We start from the raw sequence: 23703 nt of genomic DNA, 5'->3' as shown, positions 1-23703 counted from the left end.
AAAGCGCCAGTACTTACTCGTCGTCGTCAAAGTTGTAGCTGCCCGGCGCCAGGTTTTCAAAACGGGTGTATTTGCCGATAAAGGCCAAGCGGATAAAGCCGATGGGGCCGTTCCGCTGCTTGCCGATGATGATCTCGGCAATACCTTTGTGCTCGGTCTCGGGGTGATACACCTCGTCGCGGTACACGAACATGATTACGTCGGCATCCTGCTCGATCGCTCCGGATTCCCGCAAGTCGGAGTTCACCGGACGCTTGTTGGGGCGTTGTTCCAGGGAGCGGTTGAGCTGGGACAGCGCCACCACCGGGCAATTGAATTCCTTGGCCAGCGCCTTCAAGGAACGGGAGATCTCAGAAATCTCGTTGGTACGGTTATCGCCGCTGGAGCCCGGGATCTGCATCAACTGCAGGTAGTCGATCATGATCAGGGCGATATCGCCGTGCTCACGTACCAGGCGGCGGGTACGCGCACGCATCTCGGACGGGCTGATACCGGCCGTGTCGTCGATGAACAGCTTGCGGTCGTTGAGCAGGTTGACCGCCGAGGTCAGGCGCGGCCAGTCGTCGTCTTCCAACTGGCCGGAACGCACTTTGGTCTGGTCGATACGACCCAGGGACGAAAGCATACGCATGATCAGCGATTCGCCTGGCATTTCGAGGGAGTACACCAATACCGCCTTGTCGCTGCGCAGTACGGCGTTTTCCACTAGGTTCATCGCGAAGGTGGTCTTACCCATGGACGGACGGCCGGCGACGATGATCAGGTCGGACGGCTGCAGGCCGCTGGTCTTTTCGTCGAGGTCGGTGTAACCGGTGGAAATACCGGTAATCGCGGCATCGGTGTTGAACAGGGTGTCGATGCGGTCGATGGCTTTGGTCAGCAGGTCGTTGACGCTGACCGGGCCGCCGGTCTTGGGCCGTGCTTCAGCAATCTGGAAGATCTGGCGCTCGGCTTCGTCAAGGATCTCGGCGGCAGTGCGGCCTTCGGGGTTGAAGGCGCTGTCGGCGATTTCGGTGCTGATACCGATCAACTGGCGCAGGGTGGCCCGCTCGCGGACGATCTGCGCATAGGCCTTGATGTTGGCGACGGACGGTGTGTTTTTTGCCAGCTCACCGAGGTAGCCCAGGCCACCCACTTGGGAGGTCTGGCCTTCCTTGTCCAACTGCTCGGCCAGGGTTACCACGTCGATCGGTGAGTTCTGGTCGGCCAGCTTGGCGATGGCGCGGAAGATCAGGCGGTGGTCATGGCGATAGAAGTCACCGTCCGAGACTTGATCCAGCACGCGTTCCCAGGCGTTGTTGTCCAGCATCAAGCCACCGAGCACGGCCTGTTCGGCCTCGATGGAATGCGGCGGCACCTTCAGGGCAGCGGTTTGCAGATCGTATTGCTCAGGAGCGGAGATTTCGTTCATGGCCACTTGAAATTTGGGGTGTGTAGAAAAACAAAAGGCACGACCTGTAAACAGGATCGTGCCCGATGTTAACCGGCTGGCACGCGAGGTGCCAGTCAGTTAGGTGCGACTTAAGCTGCTACCACGACAACGCGTACGGTGGCTTCAACTTCGGCGTGCAGGTGCACGGCTACGTCGAATTCGCCTACGTTGCGGATGGTGCCGTTCGGCAGACGAACTTCGCTCTTCTGCACTTCAACGCCGGAGGCGGTCAGTGCATCAGCGATGTCGTGGGTGCCGATCGAACCGAACAGCTTGCCTTCGTCACCGGCGGTGGCAGTGATAGTCACTTCCAGCTCAGCCAGTTGGGCAGCGCGAGTTTCGGCCGACGCTTTTTTGTCTGCTGCGGCTTTTTCCAGCTCAGCACGACGCTCTTCAAACGCAGCCAGGTTGGCAGCGGTTGCAGCGGTGGCTTTGCCGTATGGCAGCAGGTAGTTACGACCGTAGCCGGCCTTAACGTTCACTTTGTCGCCCAGGTTGCCCAGGTTGGCGACTTTTTCCAGAAGGATCAGTTGCATGTGGAAATCCTCTAACTTTTAACCTTCACCGTTCGCGTTATCGGCGTCTTTCGACGCCAGACGACCGCGAAAATCAATCAGGCTGTCAACAATGGCCAAGACCACGAGTAACGGATAGATCAGCTGCATGAACAGCAACAGCGTGACGTACAACCCCACCAGCCAGAACCTGGCCAGTCGCTTTTGCGCGCCAAGCCCATGAATCAGGGCCAGCCCCGCAAACACCAGCGGTACGCTGCAAATCGGCGCCAGCAAGGCCATCTGTGGGCCGAAGTTCGGCCCGACAACCATGCACGCCAGCAGCAACATCGCCGGCCCCGCTGGGATTCTGATACTGCGAAACTCGCGACCAAAACCACCCGGGTTGTACAACAACGCCTGCCAATAACGCCCAAGAATCAGGCTCAGCACGCTGACGACCTGCAACAAAGCCGCAATCAGGCCAGTCAGGACCGGCGCAATCAGTGACGCAAACCGCGCTCGCTCATCTACCGACAAATGCTGGTAGAGATCCCCGAGGGCCAACGGCAGGATCTTGACGATCTCCTGCGCCAGCGCCTCGATCTGCGGGCGGAAAGCCGCGCCAAGCATCACTGAGTACACCAACCCCAATGCCACGCTGACCAGCAGCGTGCGGACCCAGGACTCACTTGCGCGCAAAACCAACGCAAGGCTCGATGACCCCAGCAGTACCAGAAGTACCCGTGGATCACCCATTTGCAGCCACCAGATCAAGGCCGGCAACAAACCCAGGGCAAGAACGCCAAGGGCGTCCTTCAAACCGCGCCGCAGTAGCACAAGGCAACCTGCGGCAGCACCCAACCAATAAAGCAACGGCAATGCCGCACATCCAGCCACTACCAGAGTGGCTTGCACGCGACCGCGCATGATGAACTCAGCTAAGGCGCGCATGCATTCAATCCCTTACTACTTGTCGACTGCCCGGTCTCAGCGGCCGTGGCTGTCGGTGTAGGCCAGCAGGGCCAGGAAGCGGGCGCGCTTGATAGCGGTGGCCAGCTGACGCTGATAACGTGCTTTGGTACCGGTGATACGGCTTGGAACGATTTTGCCGGTCTCGGATACGTAAGCTTTCAGAGTGTTGAGATCTTTGTAATCGATCTCTTTCACGTCTTCAGCGGTGAAGCGGCAGAATTTACGACGACGGAAGAAACGTGCCATTTGATAGGCTCCTTAATAAGGTCCGTGGATTACTCGTCAGCGTTATCGCTGTCGTTCTCTTCGCCTTCAGCGCTTTCAGCGCCTTCGTGCTCAGGACGATCGCGACGCTCACGGCGCTCACTGCGGTTTTCTTCAGCCTTGAGCATCTCGGATTGGCCGGTAACGGCTTCTTCGCGACGGATGACCAGGTTACGGATCACTGCATCGTTGTAGCGGAAGTTGTCTTCCAGCTCGGCCAGGGCCTTGCCAGTGCACTCAACGTTCAGCATCACGTAGTGAGCCTTGTGAACATTGTTGATTGCGTAGGCCAGTTGACGACGGCCCCAATCTTCCAGACGGTGGATTTTGCCGCCGTCTTCTTCGATCAGCTTGGTGTAACGCTCAACCATGCCGCCGACTTGCTCGCTTTGATCCGGGTGGACCAAAAAGATGATTTCGTAATGACGCATGAATGCTCCTTACGGGTTGTAGCCTGCCGCTCAAAAACGGTCAGACAAGGAGTGAATGACACTTATGGATCTTACCGCCGGGGAGGCACATCGGTGCCTGCCAAGAAGGCAAGGGGCGCAATTGTAGAGAAGGGGGAGAAGCGGCGCAAGGCAATTGGTGATTATTTGAACAACCCCAAGCACCACAAACACAAATGTAGGAGCGAGCTTGCTCGCGAAAAACTCACAGACACCGCGCTCATTAAGGAAGCCCGCGTTATCGTTGACGCTTTTCGCGAGCAAGCTCGCTCCTACATTAGGATTGGGACAAGCCCCACATGTTGATTACTTCTTGGGTTTGGCCTTGGCTTTCGCACCGCGCTGACGCTGGGCTTCAAACAGGCAAACACCCGTCGCAACCGACACATTGAGGCTGCTGACGCTACCGGCCATTGGCAGGTGCACCAGGTAATCGCAATGCTCACGGGTCAGACGGCGCATGCCTTTACCTTCGGCGCCCATGATCAGGATGGTAGGGCCGGTGAGGTCCTGGTCATAGATGCTGACCTCGGCCTCCCCCGCCGTGCCCACTACCCACAGGCCGCGCTGCTGGAGCTTCTCCAGGGTACGCGCCAGGTTGGTCACGGCCACCAGCGGAATCACTTCCGCCGCGCCGCAGGCGACCTTACGCACAACCGGCGTCAGGGTCGCGGACTTGTCCTTGGGCACGATCACCGCCAGCGCACCGGCAGCATCCGCCGAACGCAGGCAGGCCCCGAGGTTATGCGGGTCGGTCACGCCGTCCAGCACCAAAAGCAACGGTGCGCCTTCGGTACGGTCGAGCAGCTCGTCGAGCATCGCCTCGCCCCACACCTGGCTCGGGCTGACGTCGGCCACCACGCCCTGGTGAACGCCTTCGACCCACACGTCCATTTCACGACGCTCGGCCTGGCCGATGGCAACCTTATTCTGCGTGGCCAACTCGACCAGCGCCTGTACGCGCGGCTCGCTGCGACCTTCGGCCAACCACACCTGCTTGACGCGCTTGGGGTGGTGACGCAGCAGTGCTTCTACGGCGTGCACGCCGTAGATTTTTTCCAGACTCATGACTTGGCCTTAGGTTTGCGCGACCCGCCGCTTTTTGCGGGAGCCGAACCCGCTTTTGGCGGGCCTTTACGGTGTTTACTTGGCTTGCTCGACGGCTTTTCCGCCCCGTGGGACTTTCCCCCAGACGCCGCTTTACCACCGCTTTTGGCTTCGTTGAGCAGCTGCTGCTTCAACTCGCGGCTCTTGCGCAGCTCGGCGTTTTTCGCCGCCGCGTCGCTTGGGCGGTAGGCTTCAGGGGCCTTTTCCTTGGCAGAAGAACGACGACCGGCCTTGGCAGGTGCAGGCTCGGCCGTGGTTTTTGCGGTGGCCGCTTTGCCTTTGGACGCAGGCGCTGTGGTTTCACCACGTTTCTTACGACCCGCAGGCTCAGCCGGCTTGTCAGGCATGCCGAAGTCGATCTTGCGCTCGTCGAGGTCGACACGCATGACCTGCACTTCAACGGTATCACCCAGGCGGAAGCTACGACCGGTGCGCTCGCCCGCCAGGCGGTGATGCACAGGATCGAAGTGGTAATAGTCACCCGGCAAGGCGGTGACATGCACCAGGCCCTCGACGTAGATGTCGGTCAGCTCGACGAACAGGCCAAAGCCGGTCACGGCGGTGATCACACCCGGGAACGACTCGCCTACACGATCCTTCATGAACTCGCACTTGAGCCAGTTCACTACGTCGCGGGTGGCTTCGTCGGCGCGGCGCTCGCTCATGGAGCACTGCTCGCCCAGCTGTTCCAGGGCCGCTTCGTCGTACGGGTAGATCCGTGCTTTCGGAATGGTCATGGCACCGGCGCGCTTGACGTGCGGGGTGTTCTGCTTGGAATGGATCACGCTGCGGATCGCCCGGTGCGTGAGCAAGTCCGGGTAACGGCGGATCGGCGAAGTGAAGTGGGTGTACGCCTCGTAATTCAGGCCGAAGTGGCCCTGGTTATCGGCGCTGTACACCGCCTGGCTCAGCGAGCGCAGCATCACGGTCTGGATCACGTGGTAATCCGGACGGTCCTTGATGCTGGCCAGCAGGGCCTGGTAGTCCTTCGGCGTCGGGCCGTCCTTGCCTTTGTGCAGGGACAGGCCGAGCTCGCCGAGGAAGGCGCGAAGTTTTTCCAGGCGCTCCGGCGGTGGGCCGTCGTGCACGCGGTACAACGCAGGAATTTCGTGCTTCTTGAGGAACTCGGCAGTGGCCACGTTGGCCGCCAGCATGCACTCCTCGATCAGCTTGTGCGCGTCGTTACGGGTGGTCGGGGTGATCGCCGCAATCTTGCGCTCGGAGCCGAAGACAATCCGGGTTTCCTGGGTTTCGAAATCGATCGCGCCGCGGGTATGACGGGCACCCAGCAACACCTTGTACAGCGAGTACAGCTGCTTGAGGTGCGGCACCACGCCAGCGTATTCGGTACGCAGGGCCTTGGCTTCGCTGGTCTTCGGCGTTTCCAGGATGGTGCTGACCTTGTTATAGGTCAGGCGTGCCTGGGAGTGGATCACCGCTTCGTAGAACTGGTAGTCGGTCATTTCGCCGGTTTTGGAGATGGTCATCTCGCACACCATGGCCAAACGGTCGACTTTGGGGTTCAGGGAGCACAGGCCGTTGGACAGCTGCTCGGGCAGCATCGGGATCACGCGCTCTGGGAAGTACACGGAGTTGCCGCGTACCTGGGCTTCGTTATCCAGGGCCGAACCGATTTTCACGTAGCTGGAGACGTCGGCAATCGCGACGTACAACTTCCAACCGCCGGAGAACAGGCGCAGTTTGCCAGGCTTGGCTTCGCAATAGACCGCATCGTCGAAGTCGCGGGCATCTTCGCCGTCAATGGTGACGAACGGCAGATGACGCAGGTCGATGCGTTTTTCTTTGTCTTTCTCTTCGACTTCCGGCTTGAGCTTGGCGGCTTCCTTGAGCACGGCCTCAGGCCAGACGTGAGGAATATCGTAGGTGCGCAAGGCGACGTCGATTTCCATGCCCGGCGCCATGTAGTTGCCGACCACTTCAACGATATCGCCCTGGGGCTGGAAGCGCGCAGTAGGCCAGTGGGTGATTTTCACCTCGACGAACTGACCGACCTTGGCGGCGCCATTGCGGCCCGGGGTAATCAGCACTTCCTGCTGCACCTTCGGGTTATCCGGAACCACGAAGCCGATGCCGCCTTCCTCGAAGTAACGGCCAACGATAGATTCGTGGGCACGGGACACCACTTCGACGATCACGCCTTCACGACGACCACGGCGGTCCAGGCCAGAAACCCGCGCCAGGGCACGGTCGCCATCGAACACCAGACGCATTTGCGCCGGGCTCATGAACAGGTCGTCGCTGCCGTCGTCCGGGATCAGGAAGCCGAAACCGTCACGGTGGCCGGCAATGCGGCCCAGGATCAGGTCCAGCTTGTCGACCGGCGCGTAAGTGCCACGACGGGTGTAGATCAATTGAGCATCGCGCTCCATCGCACGCAGACGGCGGCGCAGGGCTTCGAGCTGGTCTTCGGTGGTCAGACCGAATTCTTCAACCAGCTGCTCACGGCTAGCAGGCGAACCACGATCGGCGAGGTGCGCCAGGATCAGTTCGCGGCTAGGAATAGGGTTTTCATATTTTTCCGCTTCACGAGCGGCCTCGGGATCGAGGGACTGCCAATCGGCCATTAGAGAGTTTTCACCTTGTCTATATGCGGGTTAGTTTGGCATACGCGTATTGAAACGGGAAATTTCAGGTATCAACAAGCGTTTAAAAGCCCTTTGCGACCCCCGGCGCGCACCTTGCACGACCACTGGCGAAATTTTCCAGGCTTTTTTCATGGCAGGGGTTTACAGCTCAAATATCGCTCCGTATAGTGCGCGCCATCGACGACGGCAACGTTGTTGATGCTGCCCAGGTGGTGAAATTGGTAGACACGCCAGCTTCAGGTGCTGGTGATCGCAAGGTCGTGGAAGTTCGAGTCTTCTCCTGGGCACCAAATTCAGATCAAACCCGCGAAAGCGGGTTTTTTCGTTTCAGGCCTTTGATTTTTAACGGAAAAATTGATTTATATTTTTCGAATCAGGGGTTTACAGATCAAAAGCCCCGCCGTATAGTTCGCCCCATCAACAGCGGCAACGTTGTTAGCTAATGCCCAGGTGGTGAAATTGGTAGACACGCCAGCTTCAGGTGCTGGTGATCGCAAGGTCGTGGAAGTTCGAGTCTTCTCCTGGGCACCAAATTCAGATCAAACCCGCGAAAGCGGGTTTTTTCGTTTCCGGGGTTTGAAAACATCCCCGATGATTTCCCCCTCATCCGCACTTGAGAAGATTTATCGTTTATCCTTGCAATGATTTGTTGCATATAAGCGAGGAACACTTCGGATGATGATCCGTGACAACCGACTCAAGACATCCCTTCTGCGCGGCCTGACCCTCACCCTACTCAGCCTGACCCTGCTCTCGCCCGCCGCCCAATCTGCCGACAAGGTCTCCCTGACCTTATACAACGGCCAGCACAAAGAAGTCGGCGATGAACTCGCCAAGGCCTTCGAAGCCAAGACCGGCATCCACGTCAACGTGCGCAAAGGCAGCAGCAACCAGCTGGCCAGCCAGGTCGTCGAAGAAGGTGAGCGCTCCCCTGCCGACGTCATCTACACCGAAGAATCACCGCCCCTGAACAAACTCGGCGAGCAAGGCTTGTTGGCAAAAATCGATGCCAGCACCCTCGATGTGCTGCCCAAGGATTACGTGGGCAAAAACGGCGATTGGATGGGCGTGACCGCACGCACCCGCGTCGTAGCCTTCAACCCCAAATTGATTGCGGAAAAAGACTTGCCCAAGTCGGTACTGGATTTCGCCGGCCCCGAGTGGCAAGGCAAGGTCGGTTTCGTCCCCACCAGCGGCGCGTTCCAGGAACAAGCCGTGGCGATCATCAAGCTGCACGGTCGCGAAGCCGCGGAAGAATGGCTGACCGGCCTGCGCGCCTTCGGCAAGGTGTACAGCAACAATATGGTCGCCCTCAAGGCCGTGGAAAACGGCGAAGTGGCCACCGTACTGGTGAACAACTACTACTGGTTTGCCCTGAAAAAGGAAAAAACCAATCTGGACTCCCAGCTGCACTACTTCACCGATGGTGATGCGGGCGGCCTGATCACCGTGTCCTCCGCTGCCGCACTCAAATCCAGCAAGCATCCCAAAGAAGCCCAGCAACTGCTGGCATTCATGGCCAGCGAAGAAGGCCAGCGCGTGATCACCAACACGTCGGCCGAGTACCCGCTGCGCAAGGGCATGGAATCGAACCGCGGCCTCAAGCCATTTAGCGAGTTGCAGCCACCAAAGGTCACCCCCGCAGACCTGGGCAACGCCGAAGAAGCCCTGGAACTGGAACGTGACGTTGGCCTGAACTGATGAACCCATCGCTTTCCGTCGCGGGGTTCACCCCCCGTCGCAAACGCCCGTCGATCTGGCTGCTGCTGCCCGTGCTGTTGCTGGTTGGCCTGAGCCTTTTGCCGCTCGCCTATGTCGGGCTCAAAGCCTGGCAGGCGGGCTGGACGGAGGCGGTGCATCTACTGTGGCGGCCTTATGTGTTCGGGCTGCTGCGCAACACGCTGGCATTGATGGTCGGCGTGACCCTGACCTGCGGCGTGATCGGCCTGTCCCTGGCCTGGCTGCTGGAACGCAGCAACCTGCCAGGACGGCGCATCTGGGGCGTGATCCTGTGCCTGCCATTTGCGGTGCCGGCGTTTGTCAGCAGTTTTACCTGGGTGTCGCTGAGCGCCCAGTTCGAGGGGCTCGGCGGCGCGATCCTGGTGATGAGCCTGTCCAAATACCCACTGGTGTTTCTGCCGGTGGCGGCAACGCTACGCAATCTAGACCCCTCCCTGGAAGAATCGGCCCGCACGCTGGGGCTTAACCGCTGGGGCGTATTCTTTCGCATCACACTCCCGCTGCTGTGGCCATCGCTGCTGGCCGGCTCACTATTGATCGCACTGCACATGCTGGTGGAATTCGGCGCGCTGTCGATCATCGGGTTGCAGACCTTCACCACCGCGATCTACCAGCAGTTCGAACTGGAGTTCAGCAATGCCAATGCGGCGATGCTCTCGGCAGTGCTGCTGGTGATGTGCCTGACCCTGCTGTGGCTGGAGCTGCGCGTACGCGGCAAAGGCCGGCACGTGCGTATCGGCCAGGGCGCGGCGCGACACGCCGGGCAGGTTCAACTGGGCAAGTGGGCACCATTGGGCCAGGTGTATTGCCTGGTATTGGCGATCATCGGCAGCGGTATCCCGCTGGGCATGCTCGGCTATTGGTTGGCCGTCGGTTCGTCGGCTGCGTTTCCGATGGCCGAGATCAGCGAGGCGCTGCTGTCATCCCTGGCGCTCTCCCTGGGCGGCGCCGCCCTGTGCCTGGTACTGGCAGTGCCAGTTGGGCTGCTGGTGGTGCGCTACAAAGGGCAGTTGGCAATTTGGGCCGAACGCTTGCCGTATCTACTGCATGCTCTGCCCGGCCTGGTGATTGCGCTGACCCTGGTGTATTTCGCCCTGCATTACGTGCCGGCGCTGTACCAGACCTCGGCATTACTGCTGATTGCTTATGCGCTGCTGTTTTTGCCGTTGGCACAGGCGCCGATTCGTACAGCGCTGAACAAAGCAGCGCCACAATTGGAAGAGGCGGCGCGTACGCTCGGCGCCTCGTCGTTCAGTGCATTTTGCAGAGTCACCCTGCCGATCATATTCCCGGCGTTGGGCGCGGCGTTTGCGCTGGTGTTCCTGGATGCGATGAAGGAATTGACGGCGACTTTGCTGCTCAGCCCTACCGGGTTAAATACCTTGGCGACGGCCGTCTGGGCGCATACCTCGAATGTGGAATTTGCGGCGGCGGCGCCGTATGCGGCGTTGTTAATTCTGGTGTCGGGGTTGCCGGTGTATCTGCTCACGACTCGGATGTATCTGAGTCGCTGAAACAGCTATCGCAGGCAAGCCAGCTCCCACAGTGACCGAGTTCCAACTTTGGAATGCAGTTGAATGTGGGAGCTGGCTTGCCTGCGATGAGGCCAGTCCAGACAACCTCACGCCCTGAACTGCCCCAAGCTCGCCTTCAACTGCGCCGCCAACCCATCCAGCACCTTGCCACTGGCCGTCGTCTCCACCACCGCCTGCGCCGCTCGCTCGGCCTGGGCATGGATCACCTCCACGCGCCCACGCACCGCATGCGCGCCCCGGGCTTGATGCTCGGCCGCACGCGTCGCCAGGCCAATCGCCGCATGCACCTGCTCCACAGAAGCCTGCACTGTCTGCTGAAGGCGCACGCTGTCGCGCAGCACCAGCAAGCCCTCATTGGCCTGGCGCCCCGCCTTGCCGATGGTTTCCACCGCCTCACGCGCGCCCTGCTGTAATGCCACGATATGCGCCTGGATATCGCCAGTGGAGCTTTGAGTCTTGCTGGCCAGCGCACGCACTTCGTCGGCCACCACCGCAAAGCCACGCCCAGTCTCGCCAGCCCGTGCCGCCTCGATGGCCGCGTTGAGGGCAAGCAGGTTGGTTTGCTCGGCGATGCCATGAATCACGGTGAGCACGACCTCGATTTGCTCGCTTTGCTGCGCCAGGCGCTCGATTACCTGGGAGCCGGCCTGGACCTGCCCCGCCAGCGCCTCAATCAAGCTGCCGACTTCAGCCGAAGTGCGCGAGTTTTCGTCCGTAGCCTGACGAATATCCACCACCTGCTGTAACGCCGCCTGCATGGCGTGGCTTTCAGCCTGGGCCTCATCGGCCATTTGCGACAAAGCGCGCAAACTCTCGGCCACTTCATCACGCTGCAAGCCGGCCGCCGCATCGGCGCCAGCATTGCGTAACGTCATGGCGCCGATTTCCACGCCAGTACGCTGGGCCACGTCGCCTGCCTCGCGCACGATGGGCTGCAACTTATCCACAAAGCGATTGACCGCCGAGGCCATATCACCGATTTCATCCTTGCTGTTGATCTGCACGCGCTTGGTGAGGTCGCCCTCGCCGGCCGCCAGGTCATCCATCGCGGCAATCAGCAGCTTCAAGCGATTGACCACGCGCCGGCCCAGCACAATAGCGATCAGCAGCAATACGCCAAGCCCCACCAGTGCCAGGCCCATGCCGATACGCCAGCGCAGGGTGCCCGCCGCTTCTTGCACGGCGGCGGCGGTGTTGGCCGTCATTTGCGTGGCAGTGGCTTGCGCCGATTGCAGCCGGGCGCCCATGGCGCTGGCGCTGTCAGCTGCGGCGCCCTTGAGGCTGTCGCCCACCAGTTGATCGCCGCTGGCGATCAGCGCGGCAAAGCGCTTATCCAAGGCTTGCAGGTCGGCTTCAACCATCGCGGTCGACACACCCATGCGCACCTTGCCGATTTCCACACCGTTGGGGCTGATGGAGGCTTCAACGTAGTACACGGAAGAGTCTGTCTTGGCCGCGTCCAGCACCTTGTCCAGGGCACGCTCCCCTGCGCCCTTTGCCAGCAGGGCCTGGTTGATCGGGTTTTCGCGGTTCAGGTATCGGGTCAGGTGCTCGCCTGCGGCGTCGTCATACACCACAAACAGCACATTGGGGTTGCGCTGGGCCCGGCGGGCAAACTCTGAAAGGGTCGGCACGTCACTGTCCCACATGGCACGGGGCGCGACCGAGGCCAGCAGTTGCGCCATGTCATTGGCGGAGTCCTGCAGGTCTTTTTCCAGCGTCGCACGCAACTGCTTTTGCTCTTCCTGCAAGCGCGTGGAAAGCCCGGCTGTCAGTCGCTTACGCGTGCTGGCGGACAGGCTGTCCAGGCTGGACGTGACTTCCTTGCCAGCCTGGGCCAGTTCCCCAGACAACTTCTGGCTATCTATGCCCAGTCGATTGCCCAAATCGGCTTCCAGCGCCGTCACCGTGCTCCGCGTCAGAGCGACAGCCACCAGCACTTGCACCAAAAGAGCGATACCAAGGGTAACGAACACCGGCCGCAACAGACGGCTTTGTAACAACGAGAGAACGGCAGACACTGGAAATCCCTCCACCACGGGTGCCACTATTTTGATAGCACCTCGAAAGAGGGAAACACAGCAAGGGTCGTGCCGCTTGCCAGGCAGAAACGACAAAGGGCTCCCGAAGGAGCCCATTGCTTTTTACATCAACAGCTTATTAGGCGAACGGGTGACGCAGAACGATGGTCTCGTTGCGGTCCGGGCCCGTCGAAATAATGTCGATCGGCGCGCCAATCAACGCTTCGACGCGCTTGATGTAAGCACGAGCGTTGGCTGGCAGCTCTTCCAGGGTCTTGGCGCCCACGGTCGATTCAGTCCAGCCCGGCACTTCTTCGTACACAGGCTGCAGGCCCACGTAGCTGTCAGCGTCGGTCGGGGCAACGTCGTTACCTTCAGCATCTTTGTAGCCAGTGCAGATGTTGATGGTTTCCAGACCGTCGAGTACGTCCAGCTTGGTCAGGCAGATGCCCGAGATGCTGTTCACATCGATAGCACGACGCAGGATAACGGCATCGAACCAGCCGCAACGACGAGCACGGCCAGTGGTGGCGCCGAATTCGTGGCCTTGCTTGGCCAGGTGCGCGCCGACGTCGTCGAACAGCTCAGTCGGGAACGGGCCCGAACCTACGCGAGTGGTGTAGGCCTTGGTGATACCCAGGATGTAGTCCAGGAACATCGGGCCAACGCCAGAACCGGTGGCAACGCCGCCAGCGGTGGTGTTGGAGCTGGTCACGTACGGGTAGGTACCGTGGTCGATGTCCAGCAACGAACCCTGGGCACCTTCGAACATGATGTCTTTGCCAGCGCGACGCAGGTCGTGCAGCTCGGCCGTCACGTCCAGCATCAGCGGCTTGAGCAGCTCAGCGTATTCCTTGCACTCGGCCAGGGTCTTTTCAAACTCGATGGCTGGCTCTTTGTAGTAACCCACCAACATGAAGTTGTGGTAATCCACCAGTTCACGCAGCTTGTCTTCAAAGCGCGGCATGTTGAGCAGGTCGCCCACACGCAGGCCACGACGTGCGACCTTGTCTTCGTAGGCCGGGCCGATGCCGCGACCGGTGGTGCCGATCTTCAGCTCGCCACGCGCCTTTTCACGGGCCTGGTCCAGCGCAACGTGGAAGGACAGGATCAGCGGGCAGGACGGGCTGATACGCAGGCGCTCGCGCACCGGTACGCCTTTTTCTTCCAGCTTGGTGATCTCGCGCAGCAGGGCGTCAGGTGCGACCACCACGCCGTTGCCGATCAGGCACTGCACGCCTTCGCGCAGGACACCCGACGGGATCAGGTGCAAGACGGTTTTTTCGCCATCGATGACCAGGGTGTGGCCAGCGTTGTGGCCACCTTGGTAGCGCACTACGGCGGCAGCATGTTCGGTCAGCAGATCAACGATCTTGCCTTTGCCCTCATCACCCCATTGGGTGCCCAGGACTACGACATTCTTACCCATAACACTTGTCCTCATTCGCGCAAACTTGGTGCCGGCGATGGCCGGCAGGAAAACTCAAGAAGCCAGTGGCGATACTTGCCAAAGCCCGTTCTGCTGAATCAATTGCCGGTCGCAGTCCGCTTCACGGGCGGCGGCCAATGGCTGCCCAGGCAAGGCCTGGACTACACGCTGACCCTCACGGCGTAACTGGCAAACCTGCTGCCAGAGCGCTGCGTCCGTACTGTCGGGCATCCAGATGCCACCAGACGGCAGCTCGACCTCAGCACGCCCCAGGGTCACCAGGGTTTTCAAATCGGTGGAGAAACCAGTGGCCGGACGCGCACGACCGAAGTCGGCGCCGATATCGTCATAGCGACCACCTTGGGCGATGGCCTGGCCAACACCCGGGACGAATACCGCGAACACCACACCGGTGTGGTAGTGGTAGCCGCGCAATTCACCCAGATCAAAATACAGCGGCAGCTCCGGGAACCGTGCCGACAGGCGCTCGGCAATTGCCAGCACATCATCCAGTGCTGCCAATACCGGTGCCGGCGCATTGGCCAGGCGCTCACGCGCAGCCACCAGCACTTCACGGCCGCCGCACAGGTCTACCAGCGCCCGCAGCATGCCAGCCAGCTCGGCAGGCACACCCTCGGTGAGGGCGATCACTTCATCGATCGCCTTGCGCTGCAGAGCATCGAACAACTGTTGCTCCACTTCACCGGACAACCCGGCTGCGCGCGCCAGGCCACGGTAGATACCGACGTGGCCCAGGTCCATGTGCACATCCGGCACATCCGCCAGTTGCAGCATGGCCAGCATCAGGCTGATCACTTCAACATCGCTGCTCGGGCTGGCATCGCCGTACAACTCGGCGCCCAACTGGATCGGGCTACGGGAAGACGACAAGGCGCGCGGCTGGGCATGCAGTACGCTGCCTGCGTAGCACAGGCGGCTCGGGCCTTCGCGACGCAGGGTGTGCGCATCGATGCGCGCCACTTGCGGCGTGATGTCGGCACGGAACCCCATTTGCCGGCCCGATTGCGGGTCGATGACCTTGAAGGTGCGCAGATCCAGGTCCTGGCCCGCGCCGGTCAGCAGGGATTCCAGGTACTCGATATGGGGAGTCACGACAAACTCGTAACCCCAGCTCTGGAACAGATCCAACACCTGGCGACGCGCTACTTCAATGCGCGCAGCTTCTGGTGGCAGTACTTCTTCGATGCCATCTGGCAGCAGCCAGCGGTCTACCGTTGCCATTACGCCATTCCCCTTTGATCCAGGCGGCCAGCCCTCGGCCGAGCCTTGAGTGAAGCAGAAAATACCCGCCCCTTGCATAAACCACGCGCAAGAGCGACGTGACGAACGGCCTGCAAACGGCCTCGTCGGGCACTTTCCTCGAAAAACCTGTCACGCCTGCCGAATCAAACATGCAGACGCAAAAAAGCCGGGAATTTCCCGGCTGCCGCATCATACACCCGTTTTCTGAAAGGATCACCCCGCCAGGCATTTTAGCCGCCCGACGGAGTGCGCCTTACAGAATCACGGGCTGGTTACTTGGACTTTTCCAGGTAGCGGAAGAAGTCGCTACTTGGGTCCAGCACCAGTACGTCGGTTTTGTTCGCGAAGCTTTCACGGTAGGCGCGCAGGCTACGGTAGAACGCGTAGAACTCCTGGTCCTGGCCGTAAGCCTTGGCGTAGATCGCCGCGGCTTGAGCATCACCATCACCACGCGCCTCTTCAGACTCACGATAGGCTTCTGCCAGCAGTACACGACGCTGACGGTCGGCATCGGCACGGATACCTTCAGCCAACTCGTTACCCTTGGCACGGTGCTCACGCGCTTCACGCTCACGCTCGGTGCTCATACGCTCGAACACGCTGCGGTTTACTTCCTTGGGCAGGTCAATGGCCTTGACGCGAACGTCGACCACTTCAATACCCAGCTCTTTTTCCGCCATGGTGTTCAGCGAGCGGGTGATGTCAGCCATCAGCGCATCACGCTCACCGGATACCACCTCGTGCAGGGTGCGCTTACCAAACTGGTCACGCAGGCCCGATTCCAGACGACGGGACAAACGCTCGTCGGCAATCTGCTTGAGGCCGGAAGTCGCGGTGTAGAAGCGCTCGGCATCCTTGACGCGCCACTTGGCGTAGGCGTCAACCATCACGGCTTTCTTTTCCAGGGTCAGGAAGCGCTGTGTCGGTGCATCCAGGGTCATCAGGCGGGCGTCAAACTTGCGCACCTGGTTGACGTAGGGGACTTTCACATGCAGGCCCGGCTGGACATCCGCCTGGACCACGCGACCGAATTGCAGCAGCACCGCACGCTCGGTCTGAGCGACGATGTAGAAGCAGTTCCAGGCAGCGATGACCACGACGACGCCCACAATCAGGGCGGTCAGCGATTTATTGCTCATCAACGGCTCTCCCTGGTACGTGTTTGCTGTTGCAGCAAGTCAGCGGCCGCACGGGCGCTCGCTTCGTTGGCAGCGGCATTCGAACCGGTGGACGGTGCACTGGCGCCGCTACGACCACCTTCGATCATCTTGTCCAGCGGCAGGTACAGCAGGTTGTTCTGCCCACCTTTGCTGCCGGTCACGAGAACCTTGCTGGTGTTGCTGAAGACTTCCTGCATGGTGTCCAGGTACAGACGCTCGCGGGTCACTTCAGGTGCCTTGCGGTACTCGGCGACCAGCTTGGTAAAACGATCTGCCTCACCCTTGGCGCGGGAGACCACTTCGTCGCGGTAACCGTTGGCATCTTCAAGGATGCGCTGGGCCTGACCACGGGCTTCCGGCACAACGCCGTTGGCATAGGTTTCAGCCTGGTTGCGCGAACGCTGCTCGTCTTCACGTGCACGGATCACGTCGTCAAAGGCTTCCTGCACTTCACGCGGTGCCGCTGCGCTCTGTACGTTCACCTGAGTAACGGTGATACCGGTGCGGTAAGTGTCGAGAAAGCGTTGTAGACGCTCCTTGATTTCGCTGGCCATCAACTCACGACCTTCGGTGAGCACCTGGTCCATGGCGGTGGAACCCACCACGTGGCGCAGGGCACTTTCGGTTGCGTGTTGCAGGCTGATTTCCGGCTGATCAACGTTCAGCACGAAGTCTTGCAGGTTGCTGATCTTGTACTGCACGGTCAGCGGCACTTCGACGATGTTCTCGTCTTCGGTCAGCATCTGGCCCTGCTTGGTGTACGCACGCTCACGCGTCACGTTCTCCATGTACTTCTTGTCGATCGGCGGGAAATAGATATTCAGGCCCGGGCCGACAGTCTCGTAGTACTTGCCGAAACGCAGCACCACGGCTTGCTCCTGCTCGTCCACCACGTACACGGCACTGTAGAGCCATACGGCCGCAAGCACGACAAGGCCCAGGCCCAGCAGGCCATAGCCACCGCCCTTGCTTGTGCGACCGCCGTCGTCACCACCGCGTTTTTTTCCACCACCGAACAACCCATTCAGGCTTTCCTGCAGCTTTCGGAAGGCCTCGTCGAGATCCGGTGGCCCCTTGCGGTCGCCATTATTGCGGCGCTTACCACCCCAAGGATCCTGATTATTCGAGTTGCCACCCGGCTCATTCCAAGCCATAGCGCTCTCCATCTGATAAAGCAAAGACGCACCCACGGCGCGCCGACCAATGCTACAGAATGCCTGCTACTGCGGCACAACCGCTTTCTCAGGCTTTTATTGCAAAGTGTGTTGTTCGATAAACTCTGCCGGTACAACACCCTCTCGGCTGACCAGCCGATTGAGCTCCGAACGTGGCAATCGAACAGCCAGCAAGCTGACACCTTCTTCGTCGTGTTCTTCTTTTTGTACCGCGCCCAACTCGAAAAACTGTGCACGCAGTCGAGCAAAACGCTGCGGCAAGCGCAAGGTGCCGACGAACAAATCGCTGCCGAGCAATTCGGCAATGGCTTGTTCCAGCAGCTCCAAGCCACTGCCATCTCGCGCCGACAGCCAGACCCGCTGGGGCTTGCCGTTCTCGTCGCGCTGGATCTGTGGCTCAACGCCTTCAAGCAAATCGAGTTTGTTATAGACCTCGAGGATCGGCAAGTCCTGGGCGCCAATCTCGCCCAGCACCACCATGACCTGTTCAATCTGCAACATGCGATCCGGTTCGGCCGCATCGATCACGTGCAACAGCAGGTCGGAATTGCTCGACTCTTCGAGCGTAGACCGAAATGCCTCGACGAGCTTGTGGGGCAGGTGACGAATGAAACCCACGGTATCGGCCAGCACAATCGGCCCCAGGTCGTCGATGTCCAGACGCCGAAGGGTCGGGTCGAGGGTGGCGAACAGTTGGTCGGCCGCGTACACATCCGACTGGGTCACGTTATTGAACAGCGTGGATTTGCCGGCGTTGGTGTAGCCCACCAACGACACCGTAGGGATATCCGCACGGGAACGGCCACGTCGCGACTGTTCACGCTGACTGCGCACTTTTTCCAGGCGGCCCTTGATCTGGCGCAGGCGAACCCGCAGCAGACGCCGGTCGGTTTCCAACTGGGTTTCACCCGGGCCACGCATGCCGATACCGCCACCCTGACGCTCAAGGTGAGTCCAGCCGCGAACCAGGCGCGTGCTCATGTGGTCAAGCTGGGCCAGTTCGACCTGGAGCTTGCCTTCATGGGTACGGGCGCGCTGGGCGAAAATATCGAGAATCAGGCCGGTACGGTCGATCACGCGACACTCGAAAACACGTTCGAGGTTACGTTCCTGACTGGGCGTGAGAGTGTGATTGAAGATCACCAGATCGGCTTCTTCGGCATGAACCAGGTCGCGCAGTTCCTCGACCTTGCCGCTGCCAATCAGGTATTTGGCGGTTGGCCGATGACGCGGTACGTTAAAAAACGCAACGGTCTCGGCGCCGGCCGAATTTGCCAACTCCTGAAACTCCTGCGGATCTTCGCGCGCCTCAGGGTCCTGTCCATCCAAGTGAACGAGGATTACTCGCTCACCACCACCGTGGCGCTCAAAGAACAAAGGAGACTCCTATCAGGCGTTACCTGGCTCAGCGTCACCCTGTTCATCACCTGCTGCGCTAGGCAGACGGATTGGACGAACTGGAACGACTGTCGAGATAGCGTGCTTGTAAACCATCTGGCTGACGGTGTTTTTTAGCAGGATAACGAATTGGTCGAACGACTCGATCGTACCTTGCAGCTTGATGCCGTTGACCAGATAGATGGAAACCCCAACTTTCTCTTTACGTAAAGTATTCAAGTAAGGGTCTTGTAGCGAATGCCCTTTTGACATGTGCCGCACTCCTTTAAGGATCAATAATAAAAAATCGGAAAATAGATAGCTTATGGCCGTCACACCCCCAAGGATGGACGGCAATTGCAAGGACTCAGCTCAATATGGAGACCGTTCCCAAGTATTTCAAGGCGCGTGACAGATTGTCGCTGTCCAGGCTGTCCAACCAGTGCAAATCGCTCCAGCTGCGCAGCCAGGTGAACTGGCGCTTCGCCAATTGGCGCGTGGCAATGATGCCGCGCTCCTGCATTTCGGCTGACGTCAGCTTGCCATCCAGATGATCCCAGACTTGGCGGTAGCCTACAGCACGTATCGAAGGCAGCCCTGCATGCAGGTCGCCTCTTGAACGCAATGCTACGACCTCGTCCACAAACCCCTGTTCCAACATTATTGTGAATCTTTGTGCAATTCGTTCATGCAACACCTGGCGGTTTGCCGGAGCGATGGCCAGATTCGCCACAGTATAGGGCAATTGTGACTGTCCAGATGCGCCTGCATCAGTACTTTGCGCAGTTTGTTTCAGCCGATGTTCAGTCATGGTCTGGCCACTGACGCGCCAGACTTCCAGGGCGCGTGTGAGCCGCTGGGGGTCATTGGGGTGAATACGTGCCGCAGACACCGGGTCTACCGCCGCCAACTGGTCGTGAAGGGCCTGCCAGCCAAGGCGCGCAGCCTCTTCTTCAAGTTCGGCGCGCACCTGGGCATCGGCAGGCGGCATATCGGCCAGACCTTCCTGCAACGCCTTGTAATAGAGCATGGTGCCGCCCACCAGCAGCGGGATATTGCCCCGCGCGGTGATCTCGGCCATGGCCGCCAGGGCGTCGGTGCGAAAATCCGCCGCCGAATAGCTCTGCGCCGGATCGATGATGTCGATCAACTTGTGCGGATACTGGGCCAACAGCGCCTTCGACGGCTTGGCCGTGCCGATATCCATGTCCCGGTAAACCAGGGCAGAGTCGACGCTGATCAACTCGCAGGGCAGCACCCTGGTCAGCTCGATGGCCAAGTCGGTCTTGCCGGCAGCCGTGGGGCCCATCAGGAAAATGGCGGGGGGCAAGGCACTCATCAGCGGCCGCGCAGGAACAGTTTGTCCAGATCGTCCAGGCCCATCTGGGTCCAGGTCGGTCGGCCATGGTTGCATTGGCCGCTGCGCTCGGTGTTTTCCATGTCGCGCAGCAGGCCGTTCATTTCCGGCAGGGCCAGACGGCGGTTGGCGCGGATGGCGCCGTGGCAGGCCATGGTGCCGAGCAATTCGTTGATATGCGCCTGGATACGGTCGCTGGTGCCGTACTCCATCAGGTCTGCCAGCACGTCGGCCACCAGGCGGTTGGCCTCGGCCTGCTTGAGCAGCGCGGGAATCTGGCGGATCGCCAGGGTTTCCGGGCCCAGGCGTTGCAGCTCGAAGCCCAGCTTCTGGAACACACTGTGATGTTCTTCTGCGCAGTCGGCTTCACGCTGGCTCACCGCCAGGGATTCGGGCACCAGCAGCGGCTGGCCGCTGAGGCCTTCGCTGGCCATGGCGATCTTCAGGCGCTCGTACATGATCCGCTCATGGGCGGCGTGCATGTCCACCAGCACCAGGCCATGGGCGTTTTCGGCGAGGATATAAATGCCTTTGAGCTGCGCCAGGGCATAGCCCAACGGCGGAATATCACCGCCGCCTTCGGGCAACGCCACAGCAGCACCCGGCTCGGCACCCGGCAGCGGCGCGAAAAACTCACGGTACGCCGCCTGGGCCTCGGCCACCGGCACCGTCGATTGCGGGCGCGGTGTGTATTGATACTGATAACCCGCACCGGCACCCGAATTTGGCGCCGTGTAGGCTGGCTGCGCCTGTGGCGATTGCAGCAGGTTGGCCGCCAGGCTCATCTCACCCTGGGGGCCGAACTCGCCGGCTTCCGGACCGCTTGGCCGCACCACCGCTGTGACAATCGGCGCTGACAACTGATCATCCGGACGCACGTCGCCCAAGGCGCGGTGCAGCGTGCCGTAGAGGAAGTCATGCACCATGCGCCCGTCACGGAAGCGCACCTCGTGTTTGGTCGGGTGCACATTGACGTCGACCACCGAAGGGTCAACCTCAAAGAACAGCACAAAGGTCGGGTGTCGCCCGTTGAACAGCACATCGCGATAAGCCTGGCGCACCGCATGGGCCACCAGTTTGTCGCGGACCGCCCGGCCGTTCACAAAGAAATACTGCAAGTCGGCCTGGCTGCGGGAGAACGTCGGCAACCCGACCCAGCCCCACAACCTCAAGCCATTACGCTCGATCTCAATCGGCAGCGCCTGTTCCAGGAACCCGCTGCCACACACCGCTGCCACCCGCCGAGCACGGGCGGCGTCGTCGTTGGCTTCGTGCAGGCTGAGGATGGTCTTGCCATTGTGGCGCAGGTGAAAGGCCACATCGAAACGCGCCAGGGCCAGTCGCTTGATCACTTCTTGCAGGTGATCGAATTCGGTTTTCTCGGCCTTGAGGAATTTGCGCCGTGCCGGGGTATTGAAGAACAGGTCGCGCACTTCCACCGAGGTGCCCACCGGATGGGCTGCCGGCTGGACCCGAGGCGCCATGTCACGGCCTTCGGTTTCCACCTGCCAGGCTTGCTCGGCGCCGCGGGTGCGGGAGGTCAGGGTCAGGCGGGCCACGGAGCTGATGGAGGCCAGGGCCTCACCACGAAAGCCCAGGCTCATGACCCGCTCCAGGTCTTCCAGGTCACGGATCTTGCTGGTGGCGTGACGGGCCAGGGCCAGGGGCAGGTCATCCGAAGAGATGCCGCTGCCATCGTCACGTACCCGCAGCAGCTTGACGCCGCCCTGCTCCACATCGACATCGATGCGTTTGGCACCGGAGTCAATGCTGTTTTCCAGCAACTCCTTGATCACCGACGCCGGGCGCTCAACCACCTCACCTGCAGCGATCTGGTTGGCAAGGCGCGGGCTGAGCAATTCAATGCGCGAGCCGCTGTTCAACAAGGTTTCGCTCATTACTGTGCCGCCAATTCAGTGCCGGGGATGGTCAACACCTGGCCGATCTTCAACTCATCGGTTTTCAGGTTATTGGCGCTGCGCAAGGCCGCAGGCGTGACCTGGAAACGTACCGCCAGCATGGCAACGGTGTCGCCGGGCTGCACACGATGGTCACGCGGGCCCTGGGCGATTTTGCCGGAGTCGCGCAGCCAGGCGATATAGGTGCCCGGCGGCGGGTTCTGCTGGAAGAACTGGCGCACACCGGCGCTGATCGAACGCGCCAGCGCTTGCTGGTGGCTGGCGCTGGCCAGTTTCGACGCTTCGTTGGCGTTGGAGATAAACCCGGTTTCCACCAGGATCGACGGAATATCCGGCGACTTCAACACCATGAACCCGGCTTGTTCCACCCGCTGTTTATGCAGCGACGTCACACGGCCGATATTGCTCAGGACTTTCTGGCCCACGTTGAGGCTGGAGGTCAGCGAGGCGGTCATCGACAGGTCGAGCAGTACGCCTGCGAGCATCTTGTCCTTGTCATCAAGGGAGACGTTGCCGGCCCCGCCGATCAAGTCGGAGCGGTTTTCACTATCGGCCAGCCAGCGCGCGGTCTCGGAGGTAGCGCCGCGATCCGACAGGGCAAATACCGAGGCGCCAAAGGCAGCGGTTGAAGGCGCGGCGTCGGCGTGAATGGACACGAACAGGTCCGCGCCCTTCTTACGGGCAATTTCGGTACGGCCACGCAACGGAATGAAGTAGTCACCGGTGCGGGTCAGCTCGGCGCGGTAGCCTTTCATGCCGTTGACCTGGCGCTGCAGCTCGCGAGCGATGGCGAGCACCACGTCTTTCTCATGCTGGCCGCGTGAGCCAGAAGCCCCCGGATCTTCGCCACCGTGGCCGGCGTCGATCACCACGATGATGTCGCGCTTGCCTGCCGGTGCAGGCGGCGGCGGTGGCAGCTTGACCTGGGGTTGCGAAGGGTTGACCGGCACCGCAGGCACCGTCGCCACGCTTGGCGTCGGCGCAGGCGGTGGTGCCGCGTCGGCGGGGTTGTCGAACAGGTCGACCACCAGTCGGTTACCATATTGGGCGTTGGGCGCCAGGGAGAAGCTCTTTGGCGTCACGGCCTTTTTCAGGTCGATGACCACGCGCAGGTCAGTCGGCGTACGCTGGGCCGAGCGCATGGCGGTAATCGGGGTGTTGGCGGTGGACACCTTCAGCGGCGCGGCCAGGCTCGCACCGTTGATGTCGATCACCAGGCGATCAGGCGCCGTCAGGGTGAAGACGCTGTGCTGGACCGGGCCAGACAGGTCGAACACCAGTCGCGTGTTATCCGGCGCTCGCCACAGGCGAACACTCTTTACCTGTGAAGCAGCCAGAGCATTGACAGTCATTGCCGCAAGCAACACCCCCACGACAGCAACCAACGCGCGAAAGCGCAT

The 23703-nt window shown here is 60.7% G+C and carries 19 protein-coding genes and 2 tRNA genes; 4 read left to right on the top strand and 17 right to left on the bottom strand.

Annotated elements, in window-relative coordinates:
• Nucleotides 1-13: 13 nt before the first annotated feature.
• The 7 genes from dnaB to rnr all read right to left on the bottom strand — a co-directional run bounded on the left by dnaB (nt 14) and on the right by rnr (nt 7306).
• A complete protein-coding gene (gene dnaB / locus ODQ19_RS09080; RefSeq protein ID WP_003188079.1) occupies nt 14-1411 on the bottom strand; it encodes a replicative DNA helicase in 1398 nt (465 codons plus the stop codon).
• 110 nt (nt 1412-1521) lie between these two features.
• Entirely contained in the window at nt 1522-1968 is a 447-nt protein-coding gene (gene rplI / locus ODQ19_RS09075) for a 50S ribosomal protein L9 (RefSeq protein ID WP_003171376.1), read from the bottom strand.
• Between the two features lie 18 nt (nt 1969-1986).
• A complete protein-coding gene (locus ODQ19_RS09070; protein ID WP_330209839.1) occupies nt 1987-2880 on the bottom strand; it encodes a hypothetical protein in 894 nt (297 codons plus the stop codon).
• 36 nt (nt 2881-2916) lie between these two features.
• Nucleotides 2917-3147 carry a 30S ribosomal protein S18 gene (gene rpsR / locus ODQ19_RS09065; RefSeq protein WP_002551829.1) on the bottom strand — a complete coding sequence of 77 codons (231 nt, stop codon included), beginning with the start codon at nt 3145-3147 and terminating at the stop codon, nt 2917-2919.
• Nucleotides 3148-3176: 29 nt separating this feature from the next.
• Entirely contained in the window at nt 3177-3596 is a 420-nt protein-coding gene (rpsF, locus tag ODQ19_RS09060) for a 30S ribosomal protein S6 (protein ID WP_003188075.1), read from the bottom strand.
• A 324-nt stretch (nt 3597-3920) separates the two neighbouring features.
• A complete protein-coding gene (rlmB, locus tag ODQ19_RS09055) occupies nt 3921-4682 on the bottom strand; it encodes a 23S rRNA (guanosine(2251)-2'-O)-methyltransferase RlmB (RefSeq protein ID WP_003188074.1) in 762 nt (253 codons plus the stop codon).
• Nucleotides 4679-7306, bottom strand: a complete 2628-nt coding sequence (gene rnr, locus ODQ19_RS09050) for a ribonuclease R (RefSeq protein WP_330209838.1) — start codon at nt 7304-7306, stop codon at nt 4679-4681. The genes rlmB and rnr overlap by 4 nt, the downstream gene beginning before the upstream one ends.
• Before the next feature lie 224 nt (nt 7307-7530).
• On the opposite strand from rnr, the gene ODQ19_RS09045 reads away from it, so the two are divergent.
• The 4 genes from ODQ19_RS09045 to ODQ19_RS09030 all read left to right on the top strand — a co-directional run bounded on the left by ODQ19_RS09045 (nt 7531) and on the right by ODQ19_RS09030 (nt 10581).
• Nucleotides 7531-7617 (top strand) — tRNA-Leu (locus ODQ19_RS09045).
• 154 nt (nt 7618-7771) lie between these two features.
• Nucleotides 7772-7858 (top strand) — tRNA-Leu (locus ODQ19_RS09040).
• 144 nt (nt 7859-8002) lie between these two features.
• A complete protein-coding gene (locus ODQ19_RS09035; protein WP_116666741.1) occupies nt 8003-9028 on the top strand; it encodes an extracellular solute-binding protein in 1026 nt (341 codons plus the stop codon).
• Nucleotides 9028-10581 carry an ABC transporter permease gene (locus tag ODQ19_RS09030; RefSeq protein ID WP_116666742.1) on the top strand — a complete coding sequence of 518 codons (1554 nt, stop codon included), beginning with the start codon at nt 9028-9030 and terminating at the stop codon, nt 10579-10581. Before ODQ19_RS09035 ends, ODQ19_RS09030 begins: the two co-directional genes overlap by 1 nt.
• Before the next feature lie 107 nt (nt 10582-10688).
• Here the strand turns inward: ODQ19_RS09030 and ODQ19_RS09025 are convergent, their stop codons facing one another.
• The 10 genes from ODQ19_RS09025 to ODQ19_RS08980 form a co-directional block, all read right to left on the bottom strand.
• Nucleotides 10689-12623, bottom strand: a complete 1935-nt coding sequence (locus ODQ19_RS09025; RefSeq protein WP_330209837.1) for a methyl-accepting chemotaxis protein — start codon at nt 12621-12623, stop codon at nt 10689-10691.
• 139 nt (nt 12624-12762) lie between these two features.
• A complete protein-coding gene (locus ODQ19_RS09020) occupies nt 12763-14052 on the bottom strand; it encodes an adenylosuccinate synthase (protein WP_003188067.1) in 1290 nt (429 codons plus the stop codon).
• 54 nt (nt 14053-14106) lie between these two features.
• The gene (locus tag ODQ19_RS09015) at nt 14107-15294 is read right to left on the bottom strand and encodes an ATP phosphoribosyltransferase regulatory subunit (protein WP_003188066.1); all 1188 of its coding nucleotides are present in this window, start codon (nt 15292-15294) and stop codon (nt 14107-14109) included.
• 293 nt (nt 15295-15587) lie between these two features.
• The gene (gene hflC, locus ODQ19_RS09010) at nt 15588-16454 is read right to left on the bottom strand and encodes a protease modulator HflC (protein WP_003188064.1); all 867 of its coding nucleotides are present in this window, start codon (nt 16452-16454) and stop codon (nt 15588-15590) included.
• Nucleotides 16454-17629, bottom strand: coding sequence for an FtsH protease activity modulator HflK (gene hflK, locus ODQ19_RS09005; RefSeq protein WP_003188062.1), 1176 nt, complete (start codon nt 17627-17629; stop codon nt 16454-16456). Before hflK ends, hflC begins: the two co-directional genes overlap by 1 nt.
• A 96-nt stretch (nt 17630-17725) precedes the next feature.
• A complete protein-coding gene (gene hflX, locus ODQ19_RS09000) occupies nt 17726-19027 on the bottom strand; it encodes a ribosome rescue GTPase HflX (protein WP_032893840.1) in 1302 nt (433 codons plus the stop codon).
• Nucleotides 19028-19039: 12 nt separating this feature from the next.
• Nucleotides 19040-19300, bottom strand: a complete 261-nt coding sequence (hfq, locus tag ODQ19_RS08995) for an RNA chaperone Hfq (RefSeq protein ID WP_003188059.1) — start codon at nt 19298-19300, stop codon at nt 19040-19042.
• 94 nt (nt 19301-19394) lie between these two features.
• On the bottom strand, nt 19395-20366 hold the full coding sequence (miaA, locus tag ODQ19_RS08990) for a tRNA (adenosine(37)-N6)-dimethylallyltransferase MiaA (RefSeq protein WP_116666744.1): 972 nt from the start codon (nt 20364-20366) through the stop codon (nt 19395-19397).
• Nucleotides 20366-22282: a DNA mismatch repair endonuclease MutL gene (gene mutL / locus ODQ19_RS08985; protein WP_116666745.1), complete on the bottom strand. Its 1917-nt coding sequence runs from the start codon at nt 22280-22282 to the stop codon at nt 20366-20368. The genes miaA and mutL overlap by 1 nt, the downstream gene beginning before the upstream one ends.
• A complete protein-coding gene (locus tag ODQ19_RS08980; RefSeq protein WP_032878208.1) occupies nt 22282-23703 on the bottom strand; it encodes an N-acetylmuramoyl-L-alanine amidase in 1422 nt (473 codons plus the stop codon). The genes mutL and ODQ19_RS08980 overlap by 1 nt, the downstream gene beginning before the upstream one ends.

It is taken from the genome of Pseudomonas sp. AM4(2022) (assembly GCF_036346515.1).
Classification (GTDB): Bacteria; Pseudomonadota; Gammaproteobacteria; order Pseudomonadales; family Pseudomonadaceae; genus Aquipseudomonas; species Aquipseudomonas paracarnis.
The sequence above is the reverse complement of the archived record's forward strand: the minus strand, read 5'-3'. Positions and strand labels throughout refer to the sequence as shown.